The organism is Mesorhizobium sp. B3-1-6, from assembly GCF_006439555.1.
Classification (GTDB): domain Bacteria; phylum Pseudomonadota; class Alphaproteobacteria; order Rhizobiales; family Rhizobiaceae; genus Mesorhizobium.
The window spans coordinates 126,822-140,903 of record NZ_VFTM01000009.1 but is presented as its reverse complement, the minus strand read 5'-3'; the positions used below and the strand labels follow the sequence as shown (position 1 = coordinate 140,903).

17 protein-coding genes are annotated in these 14,082 nt (G+C 64.6%); 9 read left to right on the top strand and 8 right to left on the bottom strand.

What is annotated here, in order from left to right:
• Positions 1–169 precede the first annotated feature (169 nt).
• From FJ414_RS10600 to FJ414_RS10590, 3 genes are read left to right on the top strand one after another with little or no spacing between them, the layout of a single operon-like run.
• The gene (locus tag FJ414_RS10600; RefSeq protein ID WP_246672359.1) at positions 170–1,258 is read left to right on the top strand and encodes an efflux RND transporter periplasmic adaptor subunit; all 1,089 of its coding nucleotides are present in this window, start codon (positions 170–172) and stop codon (positions 1,256–1,258) included.
• Positions 1,259–1,262: 4 nt separating this feature from the next.
• A complete protein-coding gene (locus FJ414_RS10595; protein ID WP_140644270.1) occupies positions 1,263–1,970 on the top strand; it encodes an ABC transporter ATP-binding protein in 708 nt (235 codons plus the stop codon).
• Complete coding sequence (locus FJ414_RS10590; protein ID WP_140644268.1) at positions 1,967–3,181, top strand: ABC transporter permease; 1,215 nt, start codon at positions 1,967–1,969, stop codon at positions 3,179–3,181. The genes FJ414_RS10595 and FJ414_RS10590 overlap by 4 nt, the downstream gene beginning before the upstream one ends.
• Before the next feature lie 41 nt (positions 3,182–3,222).
• Here FJ414_RS10590 and FJ414_RS10585 read toward each other — a convergent pair whose 3' ends face one another.
• Both FJ414_RS10585 and FJ414_RS10580 read right to left on the bottom strand, forming a co-directional pair.
• Positions 3,223–3,939: a hypothetical protein gene (locus FJ414_RS10585; protein ID WP_140644349.1), complete on the bottom strand. Its 717-nt coding sequence runs from the start codon at positions 3,937–3,939 to the stop codon at positions 3,223–3,225.
• A gap of 5 nt (positions 3,940–3,944) precedes the next feature.
• Complete coding sequence (locus FJ414_RS10580) at positions 3,945–5,057, bottom strand: endonuclease/exonuclease/phosphatase family protein (protein WP_140644266.1); 1,113 nt, start codon at positions 5,055–5,057, stop codon at positions 3,945–3,947.
• Positions 5,058–5,223: 166 nt separating this feature from the next.
• Between FJ414_RS10580 and FJ414_RS10575 the strand changes: the two genes are divergently transcribed.
• Together FJ414_RS10575 and FJ414_RS10570 are read left to right on the top strand one after the other, a co-directional pair.
• A complete protein-coding gene (locus tag FJ414_RS10575; RefSeq protein WP_140644264.1) occupies positions 5,224–5,805 on the top strand; it encodes a BA14K family protein in 582 nt (193 codons plus the stop codon).
• Between the two features lie 184 nt (positions 5,806–5,989).
• The gene (locus tag FJ414_RS10570; protein WP_140644262.1) at positions 5,990–6,274 is read left to right on the top strand and encodes a PilZ domain-containing protein; all 285 of its coding nucleotides are present in this window, start codon (positions 5,990–5,992) and stop codon (positions 6,272–6,274) included.
• 103 nt (positions 6,275–6,377) lie between these two features.
• On the opposite strand, the gene ilvC is transcribed toward FJ414_RS10570, so the two are convergent.
• Complete coding sequence (gene ilvC, locus FJ414_RS10565) at positions 6,378–7,397, bottom strand: ketol-acid reductoisomerase (protein WP_140644260.1); 1,020 nt, start codon at positions 7,395–7,397, stop codon at positions 6,378–6,380.
• Positions 7,398–7,422: 25 nt separating this feature from the next.
• Positions 7,423–8,076, bottom strand: coding sequence for a TetR/AcrR family transcriptional regulator (locus FJ414_RS10560; protein ID WP_140644258.1), 654 nt, complete (start codon positions 8,074–8,076; stop codon positions 7,423–7,425).
• Positions 8,077–8,198: 122 nt separating this feature from the next.
• Here FJ414_RS10560 and FJ414_RS10555 point away from each other — a divergent pair, with 122 nt between their 5' ends.
• Complete coding sequence (locus FJ414_RS10555; protein WP_181181586.1) at positions 8,199–8,630, top strand: DUF1772 domain-containing protein; 432 nt, start codon at positions 8,199–8,201, stop codon at positions 8,628–8,630.
• Positions 8,631–8,651: 21 nt separating this feature from the next.
• On the opposite strand, the gene FJ414_RS10550 is transcribed toward FJ414_RS10555, so the two are convergent.
• A complete protein-coding gene (locus tag FJ414_RS10550) occupies positions 8,652–9,107 on the bottom strand; it encodes a MarR family winged helix-turn-helix transcriptional regulator (protein ID WP_140644254.1) in 456 nt (151 codons plus the stop codon).
• A 96-nt stretch (positions 9,108–9,203) separates the two neighbouring features.
• Between FJ414_RS10550 and FJ414_RS10545 the strand changes: the two genes are divergently transcribed.
• Positions 9,204–9,509 (top strand): Rieske (2Fe-2S) protein, encoded by a 306-nt coding sequence (locus tag FJ414_RS10545; protein ID WP_140644252.1) that lies wholly within the window; start codon positions 9,204–9,206, stop codon positions 9,507–9,509.
• A 1-nt stretch (position 9,510) separates the two neighbouring features.
• A complete protein-coding gene (locus FJ414_RS10540; RefSeq protein WP_181181585.1) occupies positions 9,511–10,230 on the top strand; it encodes a glutathione S-transferase family protein in 720 nt (239 codons plus the stop codon).
• Here the strand turns inward: FJ414_RS10540 and FJ414_RS10535 are convergent.
• Positions 10,184–11,413 carry an NAD(P)/FAD-dependent oxidoreductase gene (locus FJ414_RS10535; RefSeq protein ID WP_140644248.1) on the bottom strand — a complete coding sequence of 410 codons (1,230 nt, stop codon included), beginning with the start codon at positions 11,411–11,413 and terminating at the stop codon, positions 10,184–10,186. The genes FJ414_RS10540 and FJ414_RS10535 overlap by 47 nt on opposite strands.
• Positions 11,414–11,486: 73 nt before the next feature.
• Positions 11,487–11,897, bottom strand: coding sequence for a helix-turn-helix domain-containing protein (locus tag FJ414_RS10530; protein ID WP_140644246.1), 411 nt, complete (start codon positions 11,895–11,897; stop codon positions 11,487–11,489).
• Between the two features lie 167 nt (positions 11,898–12,064).
• Here FJ414_RS10530 and FJ414_RS10525 point away from each other — a divergent pair, with 167 nt between their 5' ends.
• Entirely contained in the window at positions 12,065–12,958 is an 894-nt protein-coding gene (locus FJ414_RS10525) for an SDR family oxidoreductase (RefSeq protein ID WP_140644244.1), read from the top strand.
• A gap of 38 nt (positions 12,959–12,996) precedes the next feature.
• Here FJ414_RS10525 and FJ414_RS10520 read toward each other — a convergent pair whose 3' ends face one another.
• Complete coding sequence (locus FJ414_RS10520) at positions 12,997–14,037, bottom strand: aldehyde reductase (RefSeq protein ID WP_140644242.1); 1,041 nt, start codon at positions 14,035–14,037, stop codon at positions 12,997–12,999.
• Positions 14,038–14,082: the final 45 nt, after the last annotated feature.

Here is a 14,082-nt window from a genome sequence, read left to right as displayed (position 1 = left end):
CGGAATCCGGTACTTCCATAGAGGCCGCGCTCGGGCTCGACCACAAGGGCGTAAGCCGCAAGCGACGCCGCTTCTGGCTCTACGCGCTGCTGGCGATAGCGATCGTCGCGGCCGGCATTGCCGTCTATCGATGGTATGCCGCCGCACCCCCAGGATTGAATACACCGCCGTGCCTGCGGCGATCGCCGACCTCACCGTCGAGGTATCGGCCACCGGCACCCTGCAGCCGCTGACCCAGGTCGACATCTCCAGCGAGCTTTCCGGCATCGTCCGCTCGGTCGCGGCCAATGAAAACCAGCAGGTCAAGAAGGGCGACGTGCTGGCGACGCTCGACACCGCCAAGCTGGAAGTCCAGATCGAGCGCGCCACCGCCTCCGCCAAGGCTGCGGCCGCCGCCGTCGAGGACGCCAAGGTCACCTTGCGGGAGAACGAGAACGCGGTTGTGCGCGCAAGCGCGCTGACCAAGCGCGGCATGGCGACGGACCAGTCGCTCGAGGCGGCGACCGCGACGCGCGATCGTTCCAAGGCGGCGCTCGACAGCGCCGAAGCCAATCTGGCTATCGCCCAGGCCGACCTCAAGGCGCAGCAGACCGATCTTGCCAAGAGCACCATCTATGCGCCGATCGACGGCATCGTGCTGACGCGCTCGGTCGATCCCGGCCAGACGGTCGCGTCCTCGCTGCAGGCGCCGGTGCTCTTCGTCATCGCCGCCGACCTTCGCAACATGGAATTGCAGGCCGCGGTCGACGAGGCCGATATCGGCCAGGTCAAGCCCGGCCAGCATGCCCGTTTCACGGTCGACGCTTTCCCGGACCGACCCTTCGATGCCGAGATCCGCGATATCTCCTACGCCTCGGTCACCACCGACGGCGTCGTGACCTACAATGCGCGCCTCGAAGTCGACAATGGCGAGCATCTCTTGCGGCCCGGCATGACGGCCACGGTATCGGTCGTGACCCGGCAGGCCAAGGGCGTGCTTACCGTCCCCTCGACCGCCTTCCGCTATCGTCCGATGCAACAGCAGGCCCGCGGCTGGAGCTTCAGCGACCTGTTCACCGGCCGCATGGGCCGGCCCAACCGGCAGCGCGAAGCAACGAAAGCATCGACCGACGGGTCGCGCACGCTTTACGTGCTGGAGAACGGCCGGCCCCGCCCCGTCAACGTCAAGATCGGCTTGAGCGACGGCGAGTTGACCGAGATCACGTCCGGCCTCGACGAGGGCGCGCAAGTCATCACCGGCGTGCAGCAGCGGAGCTGACGACATGTCGGCTCCCCTGCTCATCACTTTCGACAAGGTCTGGAAAAGCTATGGCGAGGGCGAAGCCCGGGTGCATGCGCTGGCCGGCGTCGATCTCGCCATCCGCAGAGGTGAATTCGTCGCCATCATGGGCCCCTCCGGCTCGGGCAAATCGACGGCGATGAACATCATCGGCTGCCTCGACACGCCGACGGCCGGAACCTACTGTTTTATGGGCGTCGATGCGGGCCGCCTCGACCGCAACCGTCGCGCGCTTTTGCGCAACCTCTATGTCGGCTTCGTCTTCCAGGGCTACAATCTGCTGCCGCGCACGACAGCCGCGGAAAATGTCGAGCTGCCGCTGATCTATCGCGGCGTCGCCGCGCGCGAGCGCCGCGACCTTGCCATGCGGGCGCTGGCCGAGGTCGGGCTTGTCGGGCGCGAGCACCACACCCCGGCCGAGCTTTCGGGCGGCCAGCAGCAGCGCGTGGCGATCGCCCGCGCCATCGTCACCAGGCCGACGCTGCTCGTCGCCGACGAGCCCACCGGCAATCTCGACACCGCGCGCACGCACGAGATCATGGAGTTGCTGACCAGGCTCAACGCCGAGCTCGGGCTCTCGATCGTCATGGTCACGCATGAGGCCGACGTCGCGGGCTATGCCGGCCGCACCATCCGCTTCCTCGACGGCCATCTCGCCTCCGATACCTCGAGAGCGGAGGAAGCGGCATGATCTGGGAGACCGTCCGCCTCTCGCTGCGCTCGATCCGCCGCAACGTATTGCGCTCGTTCCTGACGCTGCTTGGTATCGTCATCGGCGTCGCCGCCGTCATCGCCATGCTCACCATCGGCTCCGGCACCACCGAGAAGGTCAAGGCCGACATTTCCAAGCTTGGCAGCAACCTTCTCGTCGTTCGCGCCGGCCGGCCCGCGGGACCAGGCGGACCGGGAGGTCTCGACCAGGTGCGGCCGCTGGCCGAAAAGGATGTCATCGCGCTCGTTGCGCATCTGAGCGGCGCGCGCGCGATTTCGCCTGCTTCGCAAAAGCAGGTCCGCGTCATCTTCGGCACCGAAAGCCTGACCTCGGGCGTCACCGGCACCGACAGCGCCTATCTCGACGCCCGCGACTGGAAACTGGTGTCGGGACGGCCGTTCAGCGATTCCGAAACGCGCGCCGGCGCCGGCGTTTGCCTGATAGGCGAAACCGTGCGCCAGCAATTCTTCGGCGCCGGCGATCCGGAGGGCGAGATCATCCGCGTCAACCGCACCTCCTGCAAGATCATCGGCCTGCTCGAGCCCAAGGGCTATACCGGCTTCGGCCAGGACCAGGACAATGTCGTGCTGATGCCGCTGCACGCCTATCAGCGGCGCATCGCCGGCAACCGCGACATCGACAACATCTATATCGCCGCCGATGACCGCAGGCCGACCACCGAGCTGCAGCCGCGCGTCGAGGACATCTTGCGCGACACGCGCCGCATCACGCCGGACCGCGATTCCGATTTCGCCATCCGCGACATGACCCAGATCGCCGATGCGATGACCAGCGCCACCACCACCATGACCGGCATGCTGGGCGCCGTCGCCGGCGTCAGCCTCCTGGTCGGCGGCATCGGCATCATGAACATCATGCTGGTCTCGGTCACCGAACGCACGCGCGAGATCGGCACCAGGCTGGCGATCGGCGCGCATGAGAAGCACATCCTCATCCAGTTCCTGGTCGAGGCGACGGTGCTGTCGCTCTTTGGCGGCATCATCGGCATCCTTATCGGGCTGTCGCTGGCCGGTCTCGCCTCGATGGCGTTGACGATACCTTTCGCGCCGAGCCCCGCCGTCATCCTGCTCGCCGTCGGCTTTTCGGCGCTGATCGGCATGGTGTTCGGCTTCTTCCCGGCGCTGCGCGGCGCCCGCCTCGATCCGATCGACGCGCTGCGGCACGAATAGCCAGATCACAGAGACTGCTGACGTCCGGACGTCCAGCGTGGTTAGTCGTGGCCGGCGAAATGCCACTCGATCAGCGGCTTCATATGCGGCATCAACCCCTCGGGCAGATCGCCGGCGTGGCGGATGATCACCGGCCCCTCGATCTCCGGGTCCGTCTCGGTGGCGACGAAGGCCGTAATGCGCCGTGCCAACTCGTCGGCGGGCTCGGCGACCCGGTAACAGCGAAAGATCACCGTGCCGCTCGGCGTCGAGAGTGCGTGATAGTGCCGTCCACGCTCGGCCTCCGACAGGTCGAGCCCGGTCTCTTCCCCCACCTCGCGGATCATGTTGAAGTCGACATCGACCAGCCCGTCGCGGAAATCGATCGGCTCGAAGGAGCCGGCGGCGAAATAGACGCGGCCGGCATTGACGGTGTGCGGCCCCATGCGGATCGCCACCAGCGCATTGTCGCCGGCGACCAGCATGGCATGCGCATAGGCATGCTCGGCGCCGGAAATTTCGCGCCGCTTGCGCCACAGCAGGAAGGTCGAATAGTTGACCGCATGGCAGCGGCCGGCGAGGCGGCCGTCCCGGTAGGCAAGCTCGGAAAGCAGCACCACGGTGCCGTCGAACAGCGCCGGATTGGCCGCTATTTCCTGCCGCCAGTTCTCGGCGATCGCCGCCGCATTGCTCAGCGCGAAGGGATGCGGGCCGGTATCGAGACGGACGTCGACCGCATCGACGGGCAGGATGACATTGCGCGGCAGGTCGAAACTCAAGACGGTCACGCCATGTCCAGTGTGATCGCCACCGGGCAATGGTCCGACGCTTTCGGCCTGTCCCAGCCGGCGCGCGGGAAACGCTCGACCTCCTGTCCAGGCGGAAAGATGGTGCGCCAGGGCTGGCCGTTGCGGATGATGTCGGGAACGGCGGTGGCGTTCTTCGCGGCAAGCGCCTTCGACAGCAGGATATAATCGAGCTGGCAGAGATGCCGCTCCTCCGGGCCGCGCGTGTGGTAGAAGCTCCAGCGGTCCATCTCCGGCCGCCGTTCGACGACATTCTCGCAAAAGCCGCCGGCGGTAAGCACGTCGATCGAGGACCGGGCTTCGTCGACAACCTCGAAACGGTAGCCATCGATGGCATCGCCGTCGACCTTCACGCGTTGCCGGTAGTCGTTCAGGTCGCCGCAGACCACCCAGCGCTTGTCGGCGGCATGGTCCTTGCCGAAACGCTCCTCGATGATACGGCGCACCGCCTGCGCCTCGGCGATGCGCAGCGGCATCGACGCCTCGCGGCCGTCCAGCCCGTTGCGCGGCGGGCCCATTGATTTGAAATGCACGAGATAGAGCGTCAACGGCGCGCCGCCGACCCGCAGGTCGATCTCCAGGCAGTCGCGGCGAAAGATACGCTCATTGGCGAGATAGCCGAGCCCGGCGAGCTCCGGCGTGAACAGCCCGAACTGCTCGAAAGTGACATAGGCGTGGCTGGTCATGCGCGAGAATTCGATCGGCTGCCCCTGCGCGGTTTCGTTGCGCATCATCACGGCGACATCGATGCCGCGCGTATCGTTGCCGGCGGTGGTGTATTTCTGCCGGTACCCCCGCCCGACCATCTTGAACAGATAGCCGTATTCGAAGGCCTTCAGCGCCTCGATATTGTCGACCTCCTGCATGCAGATGACGTCCGCGCGGGTGGCCGCGATGGCGAGCGCCGTCAACTGGCGGGTGTCGTCGGACTGGGCGATCGCGCGGGCCTGCTCGAGAATGCGGTATTCGGCCTCGCTCTGGATGTCGAAGAGCGCCAGCGTGCGGTCTTCATTGAGCTGGTTGCGGTAGCCCGAGAAATCGAACCTGTTCATCAGGTTCTCGACATTGAAGGTGGCGAGGCGCAGCGACATGGCCGCGACCTTTGCCTGCAAGCGAGGGCGAAAACAAGGGCCAGGCCGATACTCGTCATGGTTGATGGAACCTTTCCGTTCATCCTCCGTTCAGACGGAAAGTTCCAACAATAGGCCTTTCCCCGGGGTGTGCTGGGCGTGGGGCCTTTACTCCTTGGAGAGTGAAATGAAACCGCTTTTTTCTTCCCTGAGATCCGGGCTTCTGGTCCTGGGCCTCGTTACCGGCGTGACGGCGCCATCGGTCGCCGGACCGATCCTGCAACCCGATCTCGGCGTCGCGACGAACACCGCCGCGCCAAACATCATTCCCGTGCGCGACGGCTGGGCCGGCAACAACAACGGCGGCAGCTTCCAGGATTGGCGTTGGCGTAACCGCGGCGGCGACTTCAGGTGGCGCGGCGGCAATCGACATTTCTCGCGGAACTGGGATGGCGGCAGGTGGAATGGCGGCGGCGATTGGCGCTGGCGGCACCACCACCGCCGGCACTTCCGCGGCGGCGACGCGGCGATCCTTGGGCTGGGCCTCGGCCTGGGCTTGGGCAGCATGGCCTATGGCAACTACTACGATCCCTACTATTACGATCCCTATCCGCGTTACGCTCAGCCGCGGCGCATTTACCGGACCGGGCGGCTGTCCAGCGCGCACGTCCGCTGGTGCTACGACCGCTACCGGTCCTATCGGGCCTGGGACAATACGTTCCGGCCCAACTACGGTCCGCGCCGGCAGTGCATCTCGCCCTATATCTGAGCTCGTCGGCAGGAATGATGAAACGGCGCCCATCGCGGGCGCCGTTTTATTTTGCCGCAACCTGTGGCTACGACGGGTGGCTACGACGGGCGATAACGCTAAATTCATTGGCGGCTTCTATCCATTCATGCCGATCTCCCCCAACACGACGACTCGCAGGACCAGGTTGCAGGACGTGCCCGCCATGGCCGAAAACGAACACAGAAACCAACACAGGCACCGCGTGCTGAAAGGCGCGGCGATCCTGACTGGCATCAACAATTCCGAGGTGAGATGCACGGTGCGCAACATGCATGCGAACGGCGCCGAGCTGAAAGTGCCCATCGATGCGCGCGTGCCGGACGAATTCCTGCTTTATGTGCCGGTCAACGGCATCGGCTACAAGGCAGTGGTGCGCTGGCGCCGCGAGGATCGCATCGGCGTCGAGTTCACCGACACCGAGCCCAAGCCGCACTGGCACTACGGCTGAAATCGCGTCCACTTCGCGGAATAAAAAGCCGGCGGATTTCTCCGCCGGCTTGAAGCTGCAGCAACCTACCGATAGCCGGCAGGGTGGAATTGGCGCAGGCTTCTTAGTTCTTGGCCTTGTCGACCAGCTTGTTCTTGGAAATCCACGGCATCATCGCGCGCAGCTTGGCGCCGACTTCCTCGATCTGGTGGCTGTCGTTGTTGCGGCGGATGCCCTTGAAGCGCGACATGCCGGCGCGGTATTCCTGCATCCATTCCGAGGTGAACTTGCCGGTCTGGATGTCCTTCAGCACGCGCTTCATCTCGGCCTTGGTCTCGGCGGTGATGATGCGCGGGCCTGAGACATATTCACCCCATTCGGCGGTGTTCGAGATCGAGTAGTTCATGTTGGCGATGCCGCCTTCATAGATCAGGTCGACGATCAGCTTCACCTCGTGCAGGCACTCGAAATAGGCCATTTCCGGCGCGTAGCCGGCTTCCACCAGCGTCTCGAAACCGGCACGGATCAGCTCGACCAGACCGCCGCACAGCACCACCTGCTCGCCGAACAGATCGGTCTCGCATTCCTCGCGGAAATTGGTCTCGATGATGCCGGAACGGCCGCCGCCGACGCCGCAGGCGTAGGATAGTGCCAGATCGAGCGCGTTGCCCGAAGCGTCCTGGTTGACGGCGACCAGGCACGGCACGCCGCCGCCCTTCTGGTATTCGCCGCGCACGGTGTGGCCCGGGCCCTTCGGCGCGATCATGACGACGTCGACCGAGGCCTTCGGCTCGATCAGGCCGAAATGCACGTTGAGGCCATGCGCGAAGGCGATCGCCGCACCGTCGCGGATGTTCGGAGCGATCTCCGATTTGTAGATGTCGGCCTGCAATTCGTCGGGCGTCGCCATCATCATCAGGTCGGCCCACTTGGCGGCGTCCGCCACGCTCATCACCTTGAGCCCGTCGGCCTCGACTTTCTTGGCGGTCGCCGAGCCGGCCTTGAGACCAATGGCGATTTCCTTGACGCCGGAATCCTTGAGGTTGAGCGCATGCGCCCGGCCCTGGCTGCCATAGCCGATAATGGCGACCTTCTTGCCCTTGATCAGATTGAGATCGGCGTCACGATCGTAATAGACACGCATTTGGTGTTCCTTCCCGTTTTGAAGATCAGAGGGCCAGTGGCCCGGTTTTTGCTCCGAAGAGAGCGAGAAACTGTTGCGTCGCGCGCGCGGCATCGCCGCCGATCGTCGCCCCAGTCAATTCCACCCGGTCGCCGAGCAGCAGACGTATCTGCACGTCGCGGCCGACCAGACCGAAAAAGGTTCTGAACGCCGTCTCGGCGTCCTCGAAATCGAGCAGCCCGGCCTGCAGACCGGCTTCAAGCACCGGCTTCAGGCGCTTGGCAAGAGCGAAGCGGCCATTCTGCAGCACGATCGCGCCGAGATCGTCCTTGCCGGAACCGGCATGGCTGACTGCCACACGGTTCAGCGCGATCGAAGTGTCGCTGGAGATAACCTTCAGCCAATCTGAAGCGAAGCGCTCCAGGCTCGCCGTGAGCGAACCGATATCCAGTCTCTCACGGTCGACGGCCGCGACACGCACCTTGGACGCCTGCCATTGCACCGTGGCGTTGAGCAGTCCATCGCGATCGCCGAACCATTTGTAGAGCGTTTCCTTGGAACAGCTTGCCCGCCGCGCCACCGCCGTCATGGTCAGGTTGTCGCCCTCTTCGACCAAAAGGCGAAGTGCCGCCTCCAGAACGGCCTGCTGGCGCTCGGTGAGCGCTTCGCTGTTGTCGATATCCTGCACGCTGTGCAACACGTTTGCCCTCGAATACGTCGACAAGACCGATGCGTACCGTACGTTACGGTTCGGTTTCTATGCCGTATTGCCCGAAGTCATGCAAGCCCTATTTTCCATTTCCTTGCCGGAGGGATAAGATGCTGGTCGGTCTGCTCGCCCTGGCCGTAGCCGCCGCCTTCACCGGCGCCGCTGTCTATGTCAGCGTCGCGGAGCAGCCGGCGCGGCTTGGCCTCGATGACCAGGCGCTGCTGCGCGAATGGCAGCCCTCTTATAAGCGCGGGGCCGCCATGCAGGCCTCTATTGCCATGGTAGCCTGCATTCTCGGCCTGATCGCCTGGTGGCTGACCGGCGCGTCAGCCTATCTTGCCGGTGCGCTGTTCATCATTCTGCCTTGGCCATGGACGCTGCTGGTGATGATGCCGACGAACCGGATGCTGGAGGCGATGGATGTCGAGGCCCCCAATTCTCAGGCGAGGTCATTGATCGTCAGGTGGGGCGGGATGCATCTGGTCCGTGTCGCGCTGGGCGCGCTGGCGACGATCGCATTTCTATGGGCCTTGCGCCTGCCCTGAAAGCTCGTCGGCTCATGGATTTCAGTCCGCGACCGGCGGATCGCGCAGCCGCCCGAGCAACCCGGCAAGCATCCCCAACTCCTTGGCGGAAAGCCTGTCGCCCATGAGTTCCGCGATCGAAGCGCCATAGACGGTCCAGATGCGGCGGCGCATGTCCCGACCGCTTGGCGTGATGCGTACGGTCTGGCCCCGGCCGTCGTCTGAGACGGGCAGCTTTTCGACCAGACCATCCGCCTCGAGCCGGGCCAGCAGTCTTGAAACGCCGTACTGTGCCAAGAGAACGCGATCGATCAGTTCGAACGGCCTGAGCCCACCCTCGCCCGCTTCGGCAAGCTCGTGCAGCACGTCGTACCAGGCGAGCGGCGGCAGCCCGCCGGCTTTCAGTGCACCCTCGGTCCTTTCGACCAGTTGGCGCGAGACGCGCATCAGGCGCGCCCAGGCGATGACGGCTTCGGGTGATGGTGATGTTTTCGTCATCGGTCCAGCTTAAGCGATAGATGCAATTGCATCAAGCTTGACGATCGATGCAAACGCATCTATATAGATGCAAATGCATTTATATAGAGAGAACCGATGAGACATGAAATCTGCAAGATCGCCGACATTCCCCAAACCGGCAGCCTGATCGCGCCTTTCTTCGGCCGCGAGGTCCATGTCTGGCGCAGCGGCGAGCGCATCCGCGCCGCGGCCAATGCTTGCCTGCATTTCGGCGGACCGCTGGACTGCAAGGACGGCGCTTTCGTCTGCCAGTGGCATGGCGCGAAATTCGACATGGAAAACGGCGAGCGCCTGAAAGGCCCGGCGCCGAAGGGCTCGCGCCTGATGTTCCTGTCGACCCGCGTCGAGGATGGCGCGCTGAACTATGTCTGGGGAGAGTGAGATGACCGCAAGGCTCACTCTCGTCAGCCATCACTTGTGCCCCTACGTCCAGCGCGCGGCGATTGCGCTTGCCGAAAAAGGCGTGCCGTTCGAGCGGGTCTATGTCGACCTCTCCAACAAACCCGACTGGTTCAAGGCGATCTCGCCGCTTGGCAAGGTGCCGCTGCTGCGCGTCCGGCACGGCAATGCGCAGGATGTGATTTTCGAATCCGCCGTCATCCTCGAATTCCTCGAGGAGACAGAGGCCAATCCCTTACACCCGGCCGATCCGCTGGCGCGGGCCAAGCATCGCGCCTGGATCGAATTCGGCTCGGCCATCCTCAACGCCATAGGCCGTTTCTATTCCGCTGCCGACGAAGCTGCTTTCCTCGATGAAAGCAGACGCTTGTCCGGGATGTTTGCACGTCTGGAAGCAGAATTGTCTGCAAGGCAAAGCGGTCCGTGGTTCGCCGGCGATCGATTCTCGCTGGTCGATGCCGTTTACGGGCCGGTCTTCCGCTATTTCGACACGTTCGACCGCATCGGCGATTTCGGCATTCTTGACGGCAAATCGCTCGTCCAGGCCTGGCGCGAGGCCTTGAGCGAACGCCGGTCGGCTAAAGAAGCCGTCGGCCCGGACTATCCGCGGCGGCTGCATGCCTTCCTTCTGGCAAAGCAATCTTATCTGTCCGGGATCATCCAGCGGCAGGCCATTGCAACTCCGCAAGCCCGATCCGCCTGAACGGGTCGATCACCGTGCCGGCGACCATGGCGGCGAGGAATTGCGGCCCCGGCGGAATCCTCGCAAGCGCCGCCACCATGCGGTCGCGGACAAAGGGCAAGGCTGCGGAATCCGATTGGTAGAACGGCGTCAGCGACAGCGACAGCGCCTGGAAGACGCGCACATGCCAACGGCGCGCGCTCGCATAGGCCTCCAGCGCGCCGTCGATGCCGTTCGTCCGCGCCAGCGCATGGCTGAGCGCGGCCGCGTCGAGCAGCGCCATGTTCGCGCCTTGCCCGAGTTGCGGACTGGTCGAGTGCGCGGCGTCGCCGATGACGGCAAGCCGTCGGCCGGCCGGCAGCGTCATCGTGTGGTGGCAATAGCGGGCGAGCGAGAGCTGCTCGAAACTGTCGATCTGACTGGTGAAAACCTCGCACTCAGGCCATACCGAAACCACCCTCGCCTTCCAGGCGTCGAGCCCCTTCGCCTTCACCTGTTCGGCGTCGGCCGGCTTGAGGCTCCAGAAGAACGCCGCCATGTCTTCCGCGCCGGGCTCCGGCCGGCCGATCGGCAGCACGCCGACCATGACGCTTGCCTTGTCGTAGCGCTGCAGCAGCGCGCGTTCGTCGAAGCCGTCGCGCCAGCCGAGCGACGCCCAGAATGCCCCATAGGCGAGCGGCCGCGGCATCGCGGCATCGCCAAGATAATGCCGCAGCTTCGAGCGCGCGCCGCTGGCATCGACGATGAGGTCGAATGGGCCGAGCCGCCTGCCGTTGCCGCAGACGAGCGTCGCGCGCTCGGCCGCCTCCAGCATCTCGACCTCGACATTGGTTTCGATCGCGATCGCTTCGCGCAAGGCAGCGCGGTAGAGCACGCCGAACAGCGCCGCCCGGTGCACCGCGAGGCCGAAGCGGCGGCCGCGCCGCGCGTCGTAGCGGACTTCGAGCACGGTGCGTCCGCTGCCGGCGTCAGTGCCGTGCAACCGCTCGATCCGGCTGCCAAGCGAAAGAATCTCGGCGAGCAGGCCGAGATCGGCGAGCACGGTCAACCCGGTCGGCTGCAGGATGAGGCCGGACCCGAGGGGCTTCGGCGCGTCGAAACGCTCGAAAATGGTGACTTTGTGCCCTGCCCGGTTGAGATAGAGCGCCGCGGCCAGTCCGGCCGGCCCGGCGCCGGCAATCGCTATGTCGTAAGATCTGCTCATCGCCCGCCCAAGCCAAGCCGGCGCGACAATCCCCCAACACAGCGGTCAAATCAAGTTGGCGCTTTGACGCCCGTCAGGGTTGGGCTGCGTCGAAGGCGGCGCGTGCCTCGCGCACGGCCTCATGGTTGAGCTCGGCCCACTGGATCAGCATCTGCAGGGGTGCGAACATCGAGCGCCCAAGATCGGTCAAGCTGTATTCCACGCTCGGCGGCTTGGTCGGAAACACTTCGCGATGAACATAGCCATCGCGCTGCAGGTCGTGGAGCGTTTGTGTCAGCATGCGCTGTGAGATGTCGGGAACCAGCCGTCGCAATTCGCCGAACCGATAAGGCTTCTCGGCCAGCGCCATGACCAGCAGCGAGCTCCATTTGCCACTGATGCCCTGGATCACGTCGCGGACCGGACAATCGGCGAAATTGGCGCCGTTCGTCATGGCCTTATAGATCTCGAGCTTGGCTTTGAGATTGAAGATCTTGCTGTCCATCGCGACATCCGCTGATCGAATTTCGGCCGGCCGGGGTGGTTCCCTCGCCATGCCTACCTCCCGAAAAACTGCCTTCTTTACGGCTTGAGGTCAATTCCTATTTTAGTGCTGCTCTCTTTTTGAGACTACGTCAGCACCCGCCAATCGGCGCAATTCAGGAACCTCCCATGACCGAAACACTCCTCGTCACCGGTGCCTCCGGCCAGCTTGGCCGCGCCGTCATCGATCACTTGCTGGAAGCGCAGAAAATTGCGCCGGAAAGCATCATCGCCGCCACGCGCAATCCCGAAAACCTCGCGGATCTCGCGGCGCGCGGCGTTACCGTCAGGGCCGCCGATTTCAACGACAAGGCCTCGCTCGAGAAGGCATTCAGCGGCGCCGACAAGGTGCTGATCATCTCGACCGGCGACCTTGACCTCAAAACCGGCCGGCGCCTGAAGCAGCATGAGACCGCGGTCGCAGCGGCCAAGGCGGCAGGCGTTTCGCATCTGCTCTACACCTCGATGCCCAATCCGGAGCCCGGCTCGCCGGTGCTGTTCGCCGGCGACCACTACGGCACCGAGCAGGCGATCAAGGCGAGCGGCATCCCCTACACCATCTTCCGCAACGGCTGGTACCAGGAGAACCTGTTCATGTCGCTTCCGCATGCCATTTCGTCGGGCAAGTGGTACACGTCGGCCGCCGACGGACGCATCGCCCACGGCGCGCGCGACGACATGGCGGCCGCCATTGCCGCCGGCCTTGCTTCCGGCACGAAAGAGAGCAGGATCTACACGCTGACCGGTCCGCAGGCCCATACCGTGGGCGAGATCGCCGCTCTGGTGAGCGAAGTCACCGGCAAGCCGCTGGAAGTCATCCAACTGCCGGACGAGGCGCTGACCGAAGGGGTGAAAGCAGCCGGCGTTCCCGAAGATTTCGCCCGCATCATCGTCTCCTTCGACGCCAACACCCGCGCCGGCCGCATTGCAGAGGTGACCGATGCCGTCGAAAAACTATCTGGCCGCAAGCCGCGGACGCTGAAGCAGTTCCTCGAGACGAACAAGGCTGCCCTGCTCGGCTGAAGTCTGGCGCGCCTGGGGAAGCCGTCCCCCGGCGCGCCTCACTTCGTTTTCTTGAGCAATCCGAGCCGGATCAGGCTCTCGCTGGTCGCCACAAGCGCGTCTTCGCGTGATCGCGGCGTCCAGCCGAGCAGGCGCACGGCTTTGGCGCTCGTCACGTTTCTCGGCTTGCCCAGTTCCGTCACGATCTGGGCCGCTTGCCCGTCGAACAGGCCGACGATCCGGACCAGCCAGTCCGGCAGCTCCCTCGTCGTAATACGCGATCCTGCGTTGCCAAGCCGCGCCTTCAGCGTCCGCGCGATCTCGAGCATCGTCATGAAGTCGCCGCTGATGGCCAGGAACCGCTCGCCCCTGGCGGCGCGGTTGGTCATGGCGCGCAGATGCAGGTCGGCGACGTCGCGCACGTCGACCACGCCGAACACCATGCGCGGCAGGCCGGGCATCTCGCCATCCATCAGACGCCTGATGAAGTCCGTCGAGGTCGAATGATCCGGCCCCAGGACCGGCCCGAAGATGCCGACCGGATTGACGACCGCCAATTCCAAGGCGCCGCTTTCGCGATCGATGAAATCCCAGGCCGCACGCTCGGCCAGCGTTTTCGATTTCACGTAGGCGCTCACCTTCTGCGACAGATCGGTCCAGTTCTCTTCCGTGAACGGACGGCCGGGAACCGGTACCTGGCCATAGCCGATGGCGGCAAAGGACGAGGTGAGCACGACCCGTTCGACGCCGGCATCGCGGGCGGCGCGCAGCACGCGCAACGCCCCTTCCCTGGCCGGAACGATCAGGTCGTCCTCGTGTTTCGGCACGCCGGGCGGAAAGGGCGAAGCGACGTGCAGGACATATCGGCATCCGGCAACCGCTTCGGGCCAGCCCTTGTCGCTCATGAGATCGGCATAAGCGAAGGAAAGCGCGTCGCCCGGCTCGGCGCCGCCGACCTTCAGCATGGCAAGAACATCGGCTTCGCGCTTGGCCGAGCGCACCGTCGTGCGCACGCGATAGCCCGCGTTCAAAAGCGATAGGATGCAATGAGCGCCAAGGAAGCCGGACCCGCCGGTCACAAGCACCAACCCGTCGCTCATGCCCCGCCTCTTTCGAAAGCAACTGCTTCTTCCATCCGCAATTGC